The sequence below is a fragment of the Paenibacillus sp. J31TS4 genome, assembly GCF_018403265.1.
Lineage (GTDB): Bacteria > Bacillota > Bacilli > Paenibacillales > NBRC-103111 > J31TS4.
Genome location: NZ_BOSI01000001.1, coordinates 1,002,119 through 1,020,443 on the forward strand (window position 1 = coordinate 1,002,119; position 18,325 = coordinate 1,020,443).

Genomic DNA, 18,325 nt, shown 5'->3' on the forward strand with positions numbered 1-18,325 from the left:
GCCTTGCTGTTAGCGTAGGGGAACTTCCGTTATAATTCCAATATATGATTTTGATTTTTACATAAGCTCAATTGATGAATGGAAGGGGACGGGAAGATGAATTTGCATGCTCTGCGCATCTTTCACATGGTGGCGCTGCACGGCAGCGTGACCCGGGCAGCCGAAGCTCTGCTGATCAGTCAGCCGGCCGTGACGATGCAGCTCAAGCAGCTTGAGCAAGAGCTGGGGGTGACGCTTCTGCTCCCCAAGGGGCGCGGAATAGCTCTCAGCGAAGCCGGGCAGCTCCTCGCCCGGGAAGCGGCCCGGCTGTTCCAGCTGGAGGAAGCGGCGGCCCGCAAGCTTGAGGAGTATAAGTCCGGTAGGACAGGCTCTTTAACGATCGCGGCCACTTATCTGCCGGCTACCCGCCTCCTGCCCGGCGTGCTGGCGGCCTTCAAGAGCCGGAACACCGGCATCCGGGTGACGCTGCTCACCGGCCACGCCGAAGAGGCCGTTCGGCTCGTGTCCGAGCGCCGCGCCGATCTCGCGATAGTGGGAGGACGGAGGCTTGCGGACGAGAGCCTCGACCGTGAGCTGCTGCTCCACGACGAGCTGTGGTTCGTCGTGCCCGGCGGCCACCCCCTGGCCGGGCAGCCGGCTGGGCTATTCGACCTGATGCAGGAGCCGTTCGTCCTCCAGGAGCCAGGCAGCTCGACGCGGGAGCAGCTGCTCGCCCTCTGCCGGGCGCATCAGGTGCCGATGATCCGGACCGGCATCGAGTGCAGCGGCATGAGCGAAGCGATCCAGATTGTCGCGGCCGGCTACGGCGCCGCCCTGGTCTCGGCGCTCGAGGTCCAGGAGCTGGTCACGCGGGGAACGCTCGCCCGGGTGTTCGTCCGGGAGGACGCCGGCCGCAATCCGATCGCGCTCTATCGCCGGCGGGACGAAGAGCCGTCTCCCGCCGCCGGGCCGTTCGTCCGTCTGCTCAGAGAGGCGGCGATCGCAGCTGACATCGGCAGCTAACGGCGGCGATTCCTTTGCTCGCCTATGGAATACACTGTGGTAGGGGAGGAACCGGCGCCGTGAGCGTTCCGGCCGGCTCGCCATCGATGCAGGCCCGAATGACGGCGTGGAACGGCAAACGAAAAAGACCGCCCTTAGGCGGCCGGCTTGTCTAACCTTTCATTCCTGTTTCATCGATCTGCTCTTCCAGCTGCCAAGGAAGGAGCCTGCAAGCGAACCGAGCGGCACAAAAACAAGCAGCCCGATTGTCAGATTGTCCGCCAGCATGCCCACAATGCAGCCGAGGACGATGCCGATGACCAAGCCCCAGCCGAGGATGACGTTTTTCATGCGAATGACCGGATCCACTGGATCGTTCTGGCGGCGTCCCATACGGATAGCCTCCCTTCTCCCGGCCGCCGTCCGGCCGCCGGGCTATTCTCGCGACCAGGCGCGTCCCAGGCGCGGCTCTCGTCAAGACTTGTAAGACGAAGCCAACCTTTCTACTGCCGATTCTGTTCGAGCTTCGAGCTAACACCGGCGTCCAGGCTGGCCAGCAGGCTCTCGAACGTCGTTCTCCAGGTGGCCGACAGCGCGTCCACGGCGAGCACCCGGAGGATCCCGTTCCGATCGGACTTGTCGCGGTACCGGATCCGGTTCGCTTCCGCCACTGTCACGCCCAGCGGGTCGCGGTCCAGTCTTTCCAGTCCGCTGTCCGGGCGGACCATGCCTTCCTCCAGCACACGCCAGTAAAAGCCAGTATAGCCGGTCTGCTGCAGGCGGATCGGCAGGTCTGGAATACCATGACGGGCGGCCAGCTTGAAGCAGGGCTGCCGCGGCTGGTTAACTTGCACGACGGCCGTGCCGATCCGGAATGTATCTCCTATGTACACGTCCTCTTCCAGCAGGCCTCTCGTCGAGACATTCTCGCCGAACGCGCCGAGCCCGAAGCCTGCCTTGAGCTCGTCGTTCCAAAGGTCGTACCGTTCCGAAGGGTAGACGCAAACCGCCTTGCCCTCGCCGCCGTGATGGACGCGGTCCGCCTGCTCGTCCCCTTCGAAGCCGAGGAAACCCAGCGCAAGCGGTCCTGCGGCCGCTTCCTTGACGATGGCGCTGGGGATCGCCTTTCCGTTATGGAGAAGCGGGGCCGTGCGGCCGGTCCTAAGCGAGACGAGGCCGATTGTCTGTTCGGTAGCGGGCATTTCTTTTATCTCCTTTGTCTTCCGTTGGTCTCCTCCTATTGTAGCGCGCAGCGCGTCCGCTGGAAAGCAGAATGCCGCAGCTGCGCCTTGCCCGTCACTGGGACGCAGCTGTTCGCCTCCGATGCGCTCTCCGGTCAGTCCTCCTCCCCGAACGAAACCTCCTCCCAAAAGCCTTCACGCAGGAAGCCACCGGAGGGAGCCAGAATGCGCTCCGCGAGCGCTACAAGTGGTTTTGCGGCGTCAGTGCGATAATACTCTTCAGAGGCGGATATAAGCTTCTCATGGAGGTCGGCGTCACATGCCCGAACCGCCCTCGAGCACCATTTGCCCTCACCGAGCCAGCTCCCCTGCGTGCGCAAAATGAATTCACTCAGCCGGCCAAGCAGCTGCTGCATGGTGAAGATCCCTTCTGCCCGGCTGCGGGCGGCCAGCAGATCGTCCGCGTACTCGGTAATCCGGTAACGCGCATACTCGCGTTCCTCATCCGACCAGGGGAACGGACCGCAGGCCAGGTCCGCCTCCGCCTCCGCTCGCAGGACCGCTGCGGTCCCATCGTCCCGGATGACGATCCCCTGCGCGATCATTCGCTGCAGCGATGGCAGCGCCTCTTGCAGCGAACGGATGCTGTAGGCCCGGTATGCCTCCGTCGACAGTACGAACGCCTCGACGAGCCACTCGTTTTCCCGGAACGTCCGTCGATATGCGGACCGGGCACTGTCGTCGAGGATAACCAGATCCAAATCCGAATACGCTCCGTGTGTTCCTTCTGCCGCACTGCCCCCGAGGATAGCAATCCGGCATGACGTGAAGTGCCGCTCTACCGCCAGAGCCGCTGCCTCTACCGCTCCCTGCTTCATAGCAATTTCCTCCCGTCCGAATCGTTCTCCTCTCCACTATATTCGGCCGTCGTGGGTCCCCATTCCTCCTGTTCCCCCAGCACCCGGGTTGCGCTAGCGAAAGACGCGACAAAAACGCCTGCACAATGGCAGGCGTTCGAAAAGCGAAACCTTTCCCACTCAGGGATAGCCTCCGCCCGGTTAGGGACTAAAGCACGTTAATCGCGTAGGAGGCGCGGTTCGTTTGCAGATGGATGCCGTTCCCGTCGCTCTTCCACCGGATCGAATCGTCGAACGGGACTTCGTATAGATTGTTCGGCAGCGGCTCCGGCTCGTCCTCTCCGCGAATCTGGCCTTCTCCGTTTAAGATAATCGACTGCCGAGCCTCATAATCGTCCGGATGCGTCTCGTTCCGAACCGCAAGGACTACCTTGTCGAGCTTGAGCTCCACTTCGTCCACATCTCCCTGTTCTTCCTTACGGATTTGAAGCGTCCGATTCACTTTCGATTCCAACCAGACGATTATTTGTTGAACTGTCGATTCCATACCTGCTTCCTCCTTCGGTTGGGTCGTAAGAGAATGTGTTTCCCTCGTACTACATTACCCAAAGGCCAGAACGGCTAATCAAGCAGTACGTTCCGTTGCGAAGCGGCCAGTCGAGCGGAGTTCCCATCGGCAAAATGCCATGAAAAAAGCCCCCCTAACGGGAGGCAGTTCGTTCTATTAACTATGCCGTTGAGAGGACTTGAACCCCCAACCTACTGATTACGATTCAGTTGCTCTACCGATTGAGCTACAACGGCGCGACGAATTTTGCTTTTTTTATTATAGCATCCTCCGGCGCAAATGCAAATACCTTTTTTGTTCTATAGGAACGGTAAATAATTCCGTCAGGCGAGACGCTGCAAAAATTCGATCCGGTTGCCGAACGGATCGCGAACAAAAAACCGGATGGCACCCGGCAAAGCGTCGTCCTCTATCAGATCGACGCCGGCTTGGCGCAGTGCTTCGCGGACTGCCGGCAGGTCTCTTACGGCGAAGGCCGGATGGGCCTTGTCTGCCGGGCGGAAGTCTCCTTGAACGCCGATATGCAGCTCTTGGGCTCCACAGCGGAACCACACGCCGCCTCTCCCCCGCAGCGTCTCCGGCTTCTCCAGCTCGGGAAGACCAAGGACGCCTCCGTAGAATGTTCTCGCCGCTTCCTCGCAGCCGGGCGGAGCCGCCAGCTGTACGTGATCCAATCCGAGAATCGCATCGTGCATCGTCTCTTCTCCTCTCAATTGTTTCATTTGGTGAAACTTTGTATCACATAGAGAAATCACCTCCAGTATACACCAGCCATTCTATAAAAAGCTATCCCGTTCGTCGATTTCTTCCATCCGGTTTGGTTCACCTACTGCGGCATGCATGGAACGGTCCCTCGCCGGGTCAAACTAGAAGAACAGGAACGCACTATTCTCGTCTGGCAAGCAAAAAAAGCCGGCCTGCAGAGCCGGCCGGCGAGATCTAGAACTCGGCTGATTCCTATTTAATGCTTCACTTCGTAAGTCCGGCCGCCGTTATTTCAGCCTAGTCCAGACGTTCCAGGTAAAGGCGAGGACGCCGAGGACAACCAGTATGCCGCCCACGCTCGCCAGTGTGGCGCCAAGCGCTGCCTCGCCTAGCACGGCCGCCACGATGCCTGCGATCATAATCGGCAAGCCGATATTGTGCAGCCAGACGTGCACCCTGGCCAGTGATGAAGCGGCCAACGACGGGTAGAGCCGGTACAGGATGCCCGTCACGCCAAGTGAAAGCCAGCCAAGCAGATTAATATGGGCGTGAGCCGAGGTTAAGGCAAAGTCGTGGCTGATGCCCATGCCGATGCCGAGCAGCACGCCGATCGAAAAATAAAGCGCGGACAGCTTGATCATTTGATTCCCCATGGAAGTTCCCTCCTTCCTTCGCGCACCGCTTGTCAAACAGAAGATGCCGGCGCGCTTTCCTTCTACCATATTCTCGCGCTTCTCAGGGGATGCGGCGACCGCCTGTCCTCCCTGCCTCTTTTTTTGCCAGTCTGGATCCAAGCGAGAGGCTGCGTGTGTCAGTGAATATGGTAAACTGGAAGAACCTTGCGGTAAGTGTGCAAGCGCTTTCCCAACTCTCTAGAAGGAGGAGAATGACTTGACGTATTCCCCCAATTCCGCCCGCTATGAAACGATGACGTACAACCGGTGCGGACGCTCCGGCCTCAAGCTGCCGGCCATCTCTCTCGGCCTGTGGCATAATTTCGGCGGCGTCGACCTGTACGAGAACGGACGCGAGATGGTCCGGCGCGCCTTCGATCTCGGCATCACGCATTTCGATCTTGCGAACAATTACGGCCCTCCTCCGGGCTCGGCCGAAGAAACCTTCGGGCGCATTCTGCGCACGGACCTGCACGGGTACCGGGATGAGCTCGTCATCTCGACCAAGGCCGGTTTCTTGATGTGGCCTGGTCCTTACGGCGAGTGGGGATCCAAGAAATATCTCGTCTCGAGCCTTGATCAAAGTCTGAAGCGGATGGGTGTCGAGTACGTGGACATCTTTTATCACCATCGCCCGGACCCCGATACGCCGCTCGAGGAAACAATGGCGGCGCTCGATCTGATCGTCCGCCAGGGCAAAGCGCTCTATGTCGGCATCTCCAACTATTCGGCCGAACAGACGGAGCAGGCGGTGGCCATCCTTCGGGAGCTCGGGACTCCTCTATTGATCCATCAAGCGAGCTATTCCATGCTGAACCGCTGGTCCGAGAACGGCCTGCAGCAGGTGCTGAAGGAGAACGGTGCCGGCTGCATCGCCTTCTGCCCTCTTGCCCAAGGCTTGTTGACCAGTAAATACCTAAGCGGGATCCCCGAGAATTCCCGCGCCTCCCGGCCGACCGGCTTCCTGAAGGAGAAGGACGTCACCGAGGACAAGCTCGCGCGGATAGCCAAGCTGAATGGGCTTGCGCAGGAGCGCGGCCAATCGCTTGCCCAGATGGCGCTCGCTTGGGTGCTGAGAGAAGGCCGCATGACCTCCGCCTTGATCGGAGCCAGCCGGGCTTCCCAGATCGACGAAAACGTAGGCGCGCTCGCCAACCTTGCTTTCACGCAGGAAGAGCTTGCCGCTATCGACCGGATTCTCGCCGAGTAGCTCTTTCGGCCTGTTTTTGGTCCCGGCCCTCCCTCCCCTCCAGTGATTGTTCGTATACTAAGCATTGGCACATCGGGAGAGAAGGGAGGCTTCTGTGTCCATCCCGCCTACATAACCTTATTGAAGGAGAGATGATGACATGTGGAAGAAAAGCACCGCCATTCTGGCAATGGCCGCTTTGGCGCTCACCGTCGCATTTCCGTCCATCCGTGCGTCCGCCAATGGCGGTCCAGTGGAAGGGCCGAGGGGGAATGAGGTAACCGTGAAGGTAATGTCCTACAACATTCATCATGGAGAAGGCACAGATAAAGTTCTCGATCTCGAGCGGATCGCCGGTGTGATCAAGGAAGCGGGAGCCGATATCGTCGGCCTCCAGGAAGTAGACAATCATTACTCAAGCCGCAGCGGCCTCGAGGACCAGGCGGCCCGGCTGTCCGAGCTGACGGGGATGCGCTACGTCTATGCGGCCAACCTTGATCTCGATCCGCCGGAGCCAGGCAAGCCCCGTCGGCAATACGGGACGGCCGTCCTGAGCAAGTATCCGATTCTCGCCTCGGAGAATCATCTGCTGAGCAGCTTCGGACAGGAGCAGAGGGGCCTTTTGGAGACCGTCATCAACGTGAAGGGCAACCAGATCCGCTTCTATAATACCCATCTCGGCCTGACCGTTCAGCAGCGCCTCGCCCAGATCGAGGAGATCAAAGCGATTGCCTCGCAGCACGGCGGAACCAAGATCCTGACCGGGGATCTAAACGCGAAGCCGGACAGCGCTGAACTGGCCAGCCTGCAGGAGGATTTCCACGACACTTACGCCGACCGGAATGAAGATTACACATTCCCCTCAACCGGACCGACTTCGCGTATCGACTATATTCTCACATCGGCCGATACGGGGATCGGGGAGCGGCAGGTTCTCCAGACGCCGGCCTCCGATCACCTGCCGATTACGACGGAGCTGATCCTCAAGCGGACCGCTCCGTTCGAGAACGGAGCCGGCAAGTAGCAGGCATTGAGACCTAGTCTGACCATTAGAGCCTTCGCTCACGCGAAGGCTCTTTTTCGTTGGCCTCGTTCTCGTCTGACGCTATCCCCTTCTCCGAGAGCTCTCCTGCACTCTATCGTCCAACGGTTAGCCGATGAGCTTGTAAGCGATTGCCCCTCTCTTTGCATAAAACTTTCCTTAAGCTTTCCTTAACATCAAAAAATAACTGTGGCATCTGCCTGTCCAAAGGCCTATAATCTTCTTTGGCGGTATTATTTACAAGATATTAACAAGAATCTCCTCGTAAGGACCCCATGCAACCGCTGCGACTTCATGCAAAAGGAGACTGAAAGAAATCAAAACCTCATCTATTCTGCGTTCTCTTCTTTCCTTGATCAAGACACGAGGGATTCTTATTCTGTTACCGCTCGCGCTGACCCTTCTGACGGAATTTAACAACCGCGGGCATATCCGCTCGGTGTTGAGCTGGGTTAAACATCATCCGAACGAGTTTTTCCTTAACTATATTTTCTACTTTGCCCTGTTCTTCCTGTTCATCTCTCTGATCGGCCGCACGCGCTGGTCCTATTGGATCCTGTCCGTATTCTTCTTGATCGTCTCGCTGATCAGCGGCATCAAATTCAAGCTGCTGGGCCTTCCCCTGCTGCCCTGGGACATCGTCCTCAGCAGCGAAGGCACGGACGTTGCCCAATATCTCGGCGATATTGTTCAGTTCGAGATGATTGCCGGCCTTCTGCTGTTCCTTCTGTGCAGCTACGTGGTCGTTCACCGGCTTCCTTTCCTGCAAAGCAAGTTCCGCTGGCCGGAGCGCATCTTCCTGTTCGTTCTGTCCGGCGTTCTGCTGGCCAGCCTGTATTCGAACAAACCGCTAAATTTGAAGAACGCCATGAACATTTCGACCATTCCGTGGGACCAGGCGGCGAACTATACGCAGAACGGCTTCCTGCTGTCGTCTCTTTACAACATGGATCTGATCTTCATCAAGGAGCCGGAAGGCTACAGCAAGGAGACGATCCAGCAGCTGATCGACGGAATCCAACGGAAGAACGTGGCCGATAACGGAGTGAAGCCGAACGTCATCGTCATGCTGAGCGAAGCGTTCTGGGATCCTACCCAAATCAAGAGCATCAAGTTCGACAAGGACCCGCTCGAATACCTGCACAGCTTGCAGAAGGACTTTACCCACGGAACCCTGCTGTCCCCCCAATTCGGAGGAGGCACGGCGAACGTAGAATACGAAGTACTGTCGGGGCATTCAAACCGGTTCCTGCCGCAGGGCTCGCTCGCCTATATCCAATATGTTAACCATCGGGTCGATTCCCTGGCCGGTATCCTCGGCCGCCAGAATTATCATACGGCAGCGGTCAACCCGCTGGATAACTGGTTCTTTGACAGCAACAAAGTTTATCGCAACTTTGGATTCTCCAAGTTCATCAGCAGCGAATTTTTCCCGAGTACGCCGGACAGCATGTTCATTCCGGACACCGAGGTATCCAAGATCATCATCTCCGAAGCCGAGAAATCCCAAGGACCTGACTTCATCTTCGCCAATACGATGGAGAACCACTGGCCGTACTACGCAGGCAAGTTCCCGGAGAACGAGTTCAAGGTGGAGAGCTTGGACGGCTCGCTGTCCACCGATACCAAAGCTATGCTGGAGACGCTCGCACAGGGCGTGCACAACGCAGAGAAGTCGCTGAAATTGATGATCGACCACTTCAGCACCACGAAGGAGCCGACCATTATTGTTTTCTTCGGCGATCACCTGCCTCTTCTCGGCAATGATTACCAGGCGTACCGGGAAACGAAGTTCCTTCAGGACAACGATCCGGATGTGCTGAACAAACTGTACAGCACGCCGTTCCTGATTTGGAACAATTATCTGCCAAAGGAACAAAAAGAAGAGCTGCACATGAGCCCTTCGTTCCTGAGCCCTTATGTGCTCAACATGGCCAATTTGAAAGGCACTTATTATACCGATTACCTGTTCGATCTTTATAAGAAGATTCCGGTTATTCCGCCGGAGAACTACTTGGCCGGCATGAACATAGCGGACAGTGACCTGAGAACTTACAAGCTGCTTCAGCATGACAGCATGTTCGGAGAGCAGTACGGGTACTCCGGCATCGGCGGCGACATCATTGACCATGCTTTCGTACTCGGCTTCGGGCCGATCGAGGTTAATGGAGTGGAAGAGACCCAGACGGTCACAGCAGCCGCCGGAGCCGGCGTTGGGAGCGGAGAACGTACTTTGGCCGTTAAAGGCAACAACTTCGTTCCGAAGAGCGTCGTCTATCTGAATGGCAAGCCGCTCCCAACCACGTACTACGATGAGCATACGCTGCACGCCATTCTGCCAAAGGATGCCAAGCCCGGAAAGCAGCGGATCGATGTCCGGGTTCTGGACTCCAAGAAAATCGTGTTAAACAAGTCAAATTCCTTTGACCGCAGTCAATAATTGGATTCGGATTTCGGAAAAGCGGGACAGCTGGCAGCTGTCCCGCTTTTTTGTCGTTTGTCGGACTATCCGCTTCTCTCGTCGCCAGCAGAATCCGGCTTAAAGTCTAGCTTTTTGACCAGTCTTATCGGCTTAGGGGAATCATCCCCTTGTTGCCGTTCGCCTGCGCCGATTGTCCCGCTATTTTCCACCCCGCCCGTTTTCTACCCGTTTCCATGAAGCCGTTTCCAAATTTTGCGGGATGAATCCCTGCCGAGAATCCGTTAGGGTGGAAATTAGCCGCAAGGCAAACAACCGAAGGGAGAATGTGACACATGAAACTTTGGAAAACTGCCGCTTTGGCCGGCGTCCTGCTGGTCGGACCGGTCCTTGGAGCGAGTGCGGCTTCGGCGGCTTCTTATACGGTGCAGCCGAACGACACGATGTATGCTATCGCCATGAACAATGGCTTCTCTTTGCAAAGCCTGATTGACGCCAACCCGCAAGTGGCGAACCCGAACATCATCTGGGAGGGTATGAGCCTGCAACTCCCGTCGAACGGCTCCGCTCCTGCGGACAGCCAGCCGGCAGCCAGCTCCTCGTATGCCCAACAGGTGGTGGATTTGGTTAACCAGGAAAGAGCGAAAGCCGGCCTCCAGCCGCTGCAGGCCGACGGACCTTTGTCCAATATGGCACTGGAAAAAGCCAAGGATATGGACAACAATCATTACTTTGATCATAACTCACCGACCTACGGTTCTCCATTCGATATGATGACCCGCTTCGGCATTTCCTATTCCTACGCAGGCGAGAACATCGCCATGGGCCAGCGCGACCCCCAAGAGGTCATGAAGGCTTGGATGAATAGCGAAGGCCACCGCCAGAACATTATGAACCCTAACTTCACGATCATCGGCACCGCCTATTACAATGGGCAATGGGTCCAGGAATTCGTCGGCCGTTAAGGCAGACGTCCCTTCCTGCCGGGATTCGGACAAGCAAGCGTCAGGCTTCCTCAGCCGTCAACTGGGGTGCTGGCGCTTTTTTGCGTGCAAGGAAGCGATGAGAATGCCAGAAAAAGTAATGGTTCTCCCTATTCGTTATGAAAGCCCTTCCATTACAATGGATTTAACCTATGCTCACCGCCGAAGCGGCGGCATGGGAACAGCAGGGAAGGAGGAGTACGAGGGATATCCAAAGGCAGCTGGCCTATCCGGGGGAGCTTCTCCGCACGAGTTCAACCGCGGCGGAGAAACGGAAGAACCGGCAAGCCCAACGTGCGGCAGATAGCTGCAGCCGTCGTCGGACGAAGATCTGTGGCTATGCCCGCAGGCAGCAGGGAGCATGCCGCGCCGATTGAGCAAGGAAAGGCAGGAACTTGAACGAAAGGATGAGAGAAGAATGAAGGTAAGCCGCTTGCTTCGCCATCTTCCTCTGCTGTTGATGGCAGCCCTATTTTGTTCGTTATTTCCAACACCCGGCTTTGCAGCCACCCGCTCCCTCACCTCCCCATCGGTGACGGGAACCGTCTACGGCGATAACGCCGTCACCCTGACTACATACGGCGGAGGAGATCTGATTGAGGTGGAGGCCGCTCCGATCGATATTACCGTCGACGTGACCGGCCCCCGCAAACCGATCAATTATATCGACCAGGACGTGACGGGCATCACGGATTTCCTCGCCCTGTTCACAACCGAATTCTCCGCCCAGGTAACCGTTCCCCGGACGGCCGTCGCCGTGCAGGTCGACAGCGCGAGCCGGGTTACCCAGGTAATCAACCCTTCGGTGAACGGAGCGCCGCCCGTTTGGACGGGCCCGACCGAGCTGCCTGTCCTGCCCGGCGGTTATGTACTGCTCGCCAATGATGACAGCTGGGCGAACAAAACCTTCAAGCAGTATTTGGCCAAAAACTTCAAAGTAGGAGACACCATCAAGCTCCGCAGGAATGGCACCGTCGTTCCGGTCACTGACCTCATGACGGGCCGGGGGCCGGTTCCCCGTCTCGCACTTGAGGGAAGCACAATTCTGACCGTGACGGAGCCGTCCGTCCCCGTGAAAGGCAAGGTCGTCAATTATACGGCCGGAGAATCGTACGAGCTGACCATGAACGGACAGCCGGCTGCTCTGGCGGCCGACGGTTCCTTCCAGACGAATGTCCCGCTTGCGTCCGGTCCCAATTACATTGATGTGGCGATTAAGAAGAACGGCGTAGAGGAAGACAAGCAATCGATCGTCGTCTTCTACAAGAAGCCGGATACCGCGCCCAAAGAAGTCATCCTGTGGATAGACCAGGGCACGAATATTTTCCGCCTCCAGACGGCTGAGAACGTTCGCGACATGATGGCACAAGCTAAGGATGCCGGCGTGACAGGCGTCGCCCTTGACGTGAAGGGCGTAGAGGGGTTCGCCGCATACAAGAAGAACGACCTGACGGGCCGGCCGCACATCAGCGAGATGACGGCGCCGACCCGCAAAGGAGCCAGCCCGCACATCGATTTGCTGGAGGAGTTCATCAAGGCGGGACATGAAGTAGGCATCAAGGTGCATGCCGCCTTCAACATCTTCGCCGAAGGCTCCATCGTCAACAACGAATTCGGCCTGTTGAACCGGCACCTCGATTGGGAGGAGCGCGTCTATCGGCCGGAGGACGGCGGTAAGATCCTGCGGCTTCGCGACAGCAGCATCGCGAGAACCGCTCTACTCGCCTTCGTCAACCCGGCGAACGACGACGTCCGGGCGTTCGAGCTGCTGAACATCGAGGAAGTGCTGAAGAACTACGATGTGGACGGCATCGTCCTGGACCGGGCGCGCTACGACAACGAATACGCTGATTTCAGCGATGTCAGCCGCGCCAAATTCGAAGCTTTCCTGGCCGCCAAGGGCAAGCAGCTGCGCCAATGGCCGCAGGATGTTTACTCCTTCTCGGGCAGCACACGTGTGAACGGCCCGCTCCTCAACGACTGGTGGGAGTTCCGTTCCCAGACCATCAAGACGTTCACCGACGAGGTGCGCGCGCTGGTTGACCGGTATAAAGCCGTGAAGAGCAAGCCGATCCAGGCTTCCGCCTACGTCGGCTCTTGGTTCGAGACGTACTATCTCAACGGCGTCAACTGGGGGAGCCCAAACTTCCGGTACGATCCGCGCCTTGGATTCCCGGAACAGAGCCTCTATACCCCGGACTATGCGAAAACTGGCTATACCGACAATCTCGACTTCCTCATGATCGGCACGTACCAAACGACGATCGAGGAAATCGAGCAGCATATCACGTACGGCAACATTGTGACGAACGGCGAGCTCCCGATGTACGCGGGCATTTCGCTTGCGAACATTCAGAGCCCGCCTCTGCAGCGGACCGTCTTCCAGACCGGTCTCAAAAACTCGAGCGGCCTCATGCTGTTCGACTATTCGCAGGTGAACTGGCCGATCGTCAAAGCGTCCATTCAGGACAAGGATTATGTGAAGGACTATCAGCTCGGCATGTCCGTCCCGGCGAACCGGGAGCAATTTATCGAGGGCGACGAGTATAACGTCAGCCGTAACGAGAACCAAATCAACGTCTTCACCCCGGCATATGGAAACACAACGGCAACAAGCACCTTCGGCGTCGAGGCGATTGTCGACGGCAGCGGCAAGGTGACCACGGTCGTCAACCAGAAGCCGGCGCTCACCTGGAACTGGAACGTGAAGGATCCGAACAACAGCGTCATTCCGGCGGGCGGATTCGTCATCTCGGCACTCGACGAGTCGGGCGTCCGAACGAAGCGTCAGCTGGTGGCACGTACCTACAATGCCGGCGACGACGCGAGAGCGGCCGTGCTGAGCGGGTACTCCGTCTACAACGGCTCGTCGACTCCCGCTGCCACTCTTGACCTGAAGGGCCGCGTGGAAGTGCTCGGCAAAGGCACAGCCGAGGTTCGACTGAACGGACAGCCGGCCGCCGTGCTGGCAACCGGGGAATTCAAGGGCAGCGTTCCCCTTGCATTAGGGGCGAATCCCATCGAAATCTCCGTCTATGTGGACGGCTGGAAGACGAACAGCAAGACGATTACGGTCACACGCACACAAAACGTGTTGACCGCCATTGAAGCGGACGCCTCCTCCTATCGCCTGAAGGCCGGAGAACGTCGCAAGCTGGCGCTGAACGCGGTTTATGAGGACGGCAGCCGCCTGCCGATAGCAGACGGTGCATCCTTCCAGTCCGCAGCCAGCAATGTGGCGAACGTGGAGGCGGACGGCACGATCGTCGCCCGTAACGTTGGAGAAACGACCGTAACGGCTGTCTACCAAGGCAAATCCGTCACCGTCCAGGTAAAGGTTGTGCAGCTGAAGTCGCTATCGACCGCAGTCGAGCTGGACCTCAAGGCCGGCGATTCCAAGCAGATCGAGCTGCTAGGCGTTTATACGGACGGAGTGACCGAGCGCATTCGGAATGCCTCTTACACCTCGTCCAAGCCGAAGACGGCTACGGTAGACGAATCCGGAACGATTCGGGCGCTCAAGCCCGGCGTTACGTGGGTAACGGCCGAAGCACAGGGCAAGTCGATCGAGATCAAGGTCAAGGTTTTCAACAAAAACAGCAACGCCGATATAAGCTCCTATGAGGATGAGGACGAGCAATAACCCTCAGTTCCTCCTACATTGGTTGAAGCAAAGAGCGGACCGCTAAGGTCCGCTCTTTGTTGTGCCTTGTCTGCGTTTGATGCCTCCAGGTCACATGGCGGCCTAACCCGCTTCCGAACAGGCACCCGCGCTCGGTTTCCTGTATCCTCTTTCTTCTCCGTGTCCTCTGGACCTTTAGGACCTTCTGTCCACTCATTGACCTGACGTATTCTCCGATTCTTCGTATTCTCTCTATCTTCGGCTCCATATCCACTGTCCCTTCCAAATCTACCGCGTGTCCTACTCCCCCTTCCTCCTGCCCCATCAGCTCAATTCCCTGTCTCCAGAGGCCGCGGTAAGCCTCCTGCATGCCTTCTCGGGCACAAAAACAACAATCCCGCCAACGCTTAGCGCCGGCGGGATTGTTGTTTCGATCTTCTTGCTTCTTACTTCTTGTTTGCCTTGTACCAGTCGTTGGCTTCCTTGGTCATTTCGTCTCCGCCTTGTGCTTTCCAGTTGGCGACGAAGGCGTCATAGTTGCTCATCGGCTCCGAGCCGCTGATGAACTTGAGGAACGAATCCTCAACCAGTTTGGCCAGCTTCTGGGAGTTTTTGCTGATATTGTCGAGCGGCGGCGCGAACGTAAGCGGGTCGATAACGAGCGCCGGCTTCGCGTTCTCCTGGATCGTCTCGAAGTAGCTCTGGACGTACGGATCTTTCCGCACGCGTGCTTGCCAGTAGGTCGGATAAACGTTCTGGTCGACCCCGGTCACGAACGCGCTTGCATTGGCCCATTCGTCGGCAAACTTCGGCTGGATCGGATAGTATTTGCCGTCCTTCACCTCGTGGTGAACGCCTTCCTGTCCGATAGCCAATCCCTTGAACGTGTCCTTCTCCAGCTTCGCGTCGATCAGCTTGAGCGCATCATCCTTGTGCGGCGCGAATTTCGGGATCGAGATGAACCAGCTGACGCCGGTCGTCGCCACAACCTTGTTTTTGCCGTTCGCGTCTTTCAGGAACGGAATGAGCGTCATTTTGGCGTTCGGGAAGTTTTTGAGCAGCGCATTGTTCAGGTTGCCGCCGTCATAGTAAGCGACCCGGTACATGGCAGCCTTACCGCTCGAGAGCTTCTCGATCGCTTTGGCGCCCGTATTGATGCCCCACTCGGGATCCATCAGGCCTTCCTTGTACAGCTTGTTCATGAAGGTGAGGTATTCCTTCATCGCCGGGTTTTCGACATAGTTGCGCAGCGTGCCGCCGTTGTCTTCCCACTGGGTGGAAAGGCCGAAGGTGGACGCGATATCGCCGATGAACGGATCCTTGCCGCCGGTAAGCGGGATGATGCCCTTCTTCTCCTTGATCGTCTTCAGGACGGTGTACAGCTCATCCCGTGTCGTCGGTACCTTAAGGCCGAGCTCATCGAGGATATCCTGCCGGACCGCCAGTTCGAAGTTGACCAGGTTGCCGGAGCTTGCTTCCGGAATCGCATAGATTTTGCCGTTCACCTTGACGGCCTCCCACGATTCCGGAGCGATGGCCTGCTTCAGGTTTTTGCCATACTTCGCGATCAGGTCGTCCAGCGGCTCGAGCGCCCCAGAGCTGACCAGCTTCGAGAACTGGTTCTTGTTCAGCTTCATCAGGTCGTACGGCTCTTTGTTCGCCATAAGCAGGTTCAGCTTCTCGTCGGCGTTCTCGGCCGGCAGCAGATCGTACTTGACGGTGTAGCCGGTCCGTTCGGTAATCCACTTGGCCGGCGCTTCCTTGGTCGCGTCGTAGCGGTCGAATTGGTTCAGCTGGCGAAGCTCAGGCTTCGGTCCCGAAGTAGCGGCCGTCGCGCTGCTCGGTGCGGGCGACGAAGAGCTGCCGGCATCGGAGCCGCCTCCACAGCCGGCGGCGGTCGCTGCCAGTGCAGCGATGGAGAGAACGGTTACAGTTTTTTTCATGTTCAGATTGCCTCCCTTTTTGTATAGAACACTAAGTAAGCCTGTCAAGAAAGTAAGCCTCTCAAGCGATGAAGCAAAAGCAACAGTCACCGGTTCTTGCCGCTTCTTTCCGCGGCCCGGCATCACCGCCTTTCGCGGGACCGGCGGTCCGTTATTCTTTGACCGAGCCGACGAGAACGCCCTTCACGAAGTACTTCTGAAGGAACGGGTAGACGACGACAATCGGGATGGTAGCGAGCAGAATGGATGCTGCTTGAATCGACTGCGGCGTTGCGTTCAGCGCCGAATCGGGATTCTTGTTCTCCTGGAGGAAGCTGTCGCTCGACGAGACGAGCAGCTCCTTGAGATACAGCTGCATCGGCTTGAGCTTCGGGTCGTTGATGTAAATCATCGAGGTGAAGAAGTCATTCCAGAAGTGGACCGCATAAAAGAGCGCGATGGTAGCGAATACCGGCATGGACAGCGGAACGGTAATCCGGAACAGGATCGCCAGGTTGCTGGCGCCGTCAAGCTTGGCCGATTCCTCGAGGCTGTCCGGCAGACTCTCGAAATAGTTCTTGATAATCAGCATGTTGAATACGCTGATCATCGCCGGCAGGAACAGGACCGGCATCTTGTTGACGAGATGAAGATTCTGCATGAGCAGGTAGGTCGGGACGAGGCCGCCGCTGAACAGCATCGTGAAGATATACATCAGGATGAAACCCTTGCGCCCTCTCAGCCGCGGCTTTGACAGCGGATAGGCGGCAAGCGCCGTCATGAACAAGGCGAGCGCCGTCCCGATGACGGTGACCATCACCGACACCTTCAGCGAGTTCAGGAACATGTCGTCCTTCATGACATACAGGTAAGTGCCCAGCTGAAAATCAATCGGATACAGCGTCACCTTTCCCGAGACGACGGCGGCCTCGCCGGACATCGACTTGGCCAGCAGGTTCAAGAACGGGAAGATGGTGATTAGAGCCAGAAAAACAAACAATGTATAGTTTAGAAACGAGAAAATCTTCTCGCCGAGCGATGTCCGGATGCCAGACGGCCTAGCACTTGCAGGCGGCCGGGTTACGCTTTCGGTTTGAGCCATTGTTGGAACCTCCCCCAGTTATGTTTGCGTCCGAGCGGCTCCGCCTACCAGATTCCTCTCTTCAGGAACCGGCGGCTCAAGTAGTTCCCCGTGACGACGAGAAAGAAGGCAATGATCGATTCGAACAGGCCGACGGCGGTGGAGAAGCTGTAGTCCTGCTCGCCGAGACCGATCCGGAACACATAGGTGCCGATGACGTCCCCGACGTTATAGACAGTCGGATTGTACATGACGAGGATTTGCTCGGTGCCGGCCTCCAAGATGGAACCGAGGCGCAGGATGAACATGAGCAGAATGGTCGGGATGAGACCCGGAAGAGTAATATGCCAGATTTGCCGGAACTTGCTCGCTCCGTCCATCTTGGCCGCCTCATAGAGCTGCGGATCGATGCTGCTCAGCGCCGCCAGATAGACGATTGTGTTCCAGCCAAATTCCTTCCAGCCCGCCGTGGAAACCACGAGACTGCGGAAGTAGCTGGGATTCATGAAGAACGAAATCGGTTCTCCGCCCATGGCGACGATCATCTTGTTGATCAGGCCTCCGTTGACCGTCAAGAGGTCGATGAACAGACCGCTGATGATAACCCAGGACAGGAAGTGCGGGAGATAGACGATCGTCTGCACCGTCCGCTTGAACATCATGTTTTTCAGCTCGTTCATTAGGATGGCGATGACGATCGGAATTGGGAACAGGAAGCCGATCTTGTAAAGAGAGATGATCAGCGTATTCTTGAATACCTTGACGAAATCGGGGGTCGTGAACAGGCGTTCAAAATTGTGGAGGCCAACCCAAGGGCTTGCCTGCATCCCCTCGAAAATGTTGAAGTCCTTGAACGCGATCAGAATGCCGTACATCGGCGTGTACTTGAACAACAGCAAGAACAAAATGCCGGGAATCAATGCCACGTACAGATCCCAGTCCTTGCGGATATCCGCCATCAGCTTGCGCATATAGGTCTTGCGCGGGGGGCTGGCGGGCGGATTCAGTGGCGCTGTCTTCAATCCAATTCCTCCTTCGGGAAAGTTTGCTGCCTTGCGCGGCAATGAAGTGGTGTCCCTGCCCGGGAGGCTGCTGTTCTTT

At 57.4% G+C, this 18,325-nt stretch carries 15 protein-coding genes and 1 tRNA gene; 6 read left to right on the forward strand and 10 right to left on the reverse strand.

Annotation, left to right across the window (positions count from 1 at the left end):
- Nucleotides 1-96: 96 nt before the first annotated feature.
- Entirely contained in the window at nt 97-1,002 is a 906-nt protein-coding gene (locus KJS47_RS04625) for a LysR family transcriptional regulator (protein WP_213523196.1), read from the forward strand.
- 159 nt (nt 1,003-1,161) lie between these two features.
- Here KJS47_RS04625 and KJS47_RS04630 read toward each other — a convergent pair whose 3' ends face one another.
- The 7 genes from KJS47_RS04630 to KJS47_RS04660 form a co-directional block, all read right to left on the reverse strand.
- The gene (locus KJS47_RS04630; protein WP_213523198.1) at nt 1,162-1,374 is read right to left on the reverse strand and encodes a hypothetical protein; all 213 of its coding nucleotides are present in this window, start codon (nt 1,372-1,374) and stop codon (nt 1,162-1,164) included.
- A gap of 110 nt (nt 1,375-1,484) precedes the next feature.
- Entirely contained in the window at nt 1,485-2,183 is a 699-nt protein-coding gene (locus KJS47_RS04635; RefSeq protein WP_213523200.1) for an MOSC domain-containing protein, read from the reverse strand.
- Nucleotides 2,184-2,317: 134 nt separating this feature from the next.
- Nucleotides 2,318-3,040: a nucleotidyltransferase domain-containing protein gene (locus tag KJS47_RS04640; protein WP_213523202.1), complete on the reverse strand. Its 723-nt coding sequence runs from the start codon at nt 3,038-3,040 to the stop codon at nt 2,318-2,320.
- Between the two features lie 187 nt (nt 3,041-3,227).
- Complete coding sequence (gene ymzB / locus KJS47_RS04645) at nt 3,228-3,566, reverse strand: protein YmzB (RefSeq protein WP_213523204.1); 339 nt, start codon at nt 3,564-3,566, stop codon at nt 3,228-3,230.
- A 184-nt stretch (nt 3,567-3,750) separates the two neighbouring features.
- Nucleotides 3,751-3,823, reverse strand: a tRNA-Thr gene (locus tag KJS47_RS04650).
- An 87-nt stretch (nt 3,824-3,910) separates the two neighbouring features.
- On the reverse strand, nt 3,911-4,282 hold the full coding sequence (locus KJS47_RS04655; RefSeq protein ID WP_213523206.1) for a VOC family protein: 372 nt from the start codon (nt 4,280-4,282) through the stop codon (nt 3,911-3,913).
- Between the two features lie 297 nt (nt 4,283-4,579).
- Complete coding sequence (locus KJS47_RS04660; RefSeq protein WP_213523208.1) at nt 4,580-4,945, reverse strand: cytochrome-c oxidase; 366 nt, start codon at nt 4,943-4,945, stop codon at nt 4,580-4,582.
- A 238-nt stretch (nt 4,946-5,183) separates the two neighbouring features.
- Between KJS47_RS04660 and mgrA the strand changes: the two genes are divergently transcribed.
- From mgrA to KJS47_RS04685, 5 genes are all read left to right on the forward strand, one after another.
- Nucleotides 5,184-6,176: an L-glyceraldehyde 3-phosphate reductase gene (mgrA, locus tag KJS47_RS04665; protein ID WP_213523210.1), complete on the forward strand. Its 993-nt coding sequence runs from the start codon at nt 5,184-5,186 to the stop codon at nt 6,174-6,176.
- 139 nt (nt 6,177-6,315) lie between these two features.
- Nucleotides 6,316-7,179: an endonuclease/exonuclease/phosphatase family protein gene (locus tag KJS47_RS04670; RefSeq protein ID WP_249716110.1), complete on the forward strand. Its 864-nt coding sequence runs from the start codon at nt 6,316-6,318 to the stop codon at nt 7,177-7,179.
- Nucleotides 7,180-7,639: 460 nt separating this feature from the next.
- Nucleotides 7,640-9,637 (forward strand): LTA synthase family protein, encoded by a 1,998-nt coding sequence (locus KJS47_RS04675; RefSeq protein ID WP_213523211.1) that lies wholly within the window; start codon nt 7,640-7,642, stop codon nt 9,635-9,637.
- A 314-nt stretch (nt 9,638-9,951) separates the two neighbouring features.
- A complete protein-coding gene (locus KJS47_RS04680) occupies nt 9,952-10,581 on the forward strand; it encodes a CAP domain-containing protein (RefSeq protein WP_213523213.1) in 630 nt (209 codons plus the stop codon).
- Nucleotides 10,582-11,017: 436 nt separating this feature from the next.
- On the forward strand, nt 11,018-14,242 hold the full coding sequence (locus KJS47_RS04685; RefSeq protein ID WP_213523215.1) for a family 10 glycosylhydrolase: 3,225 nt from the start codon (nt 11,018-11,020) through the stop codon (nt 14,240-14,242).
- A 425-nt stretch (nt 14,243-14,667) separates the two neighbouring features.
- On the opposite strand, the gene KJS47_RS04690 is transcribed toward KJS47_RS04685, so the two are convergent.
- From KJS47_RS04690 to KJS47_RS04700, 3 genes are all read right to left on the reverse strand, one after another.
- A complete protein-coding gene (locus tag KJS47_RS04690; RefSeq protein WP_213523216.1) occupies nt 14,668-16,164 on the reverse strand; it encodes an extracellular solute-binding protein in 1,497 nt (498 codons plus the stop codon).
- A 151-nt stretch (nt 16,165-16,315) separates the two neighbouring features.
- The gene (locus tag KJS47_RS04695) at nt 16,316-17,245 is read right to left on the reverse strand and encodes a carbohydrate ABC transporter permease (RefSeq protein WP_213523217.1); all 930 of its coding nucleotides are present in this window, start codon (nt 17,243-17,245) and stop codon (nt 16,316-16,318) included.
- A 44-nt stretch (nt 17,246-17,289) separates the two neighbouring features.
- Nucleotides 17,290-18,195, reverse strand: a complete 906-nt coding sequence (locus KJS47_RS04700) for an ABC transporter permease (RefSeq protein WP_213524965.1) — start codon at nt 18,193-18,195, stop codon at nt 17,290-17,292.
- Nucleotides 18,196-18,325 lie beyond the last annotated feature (130 nt).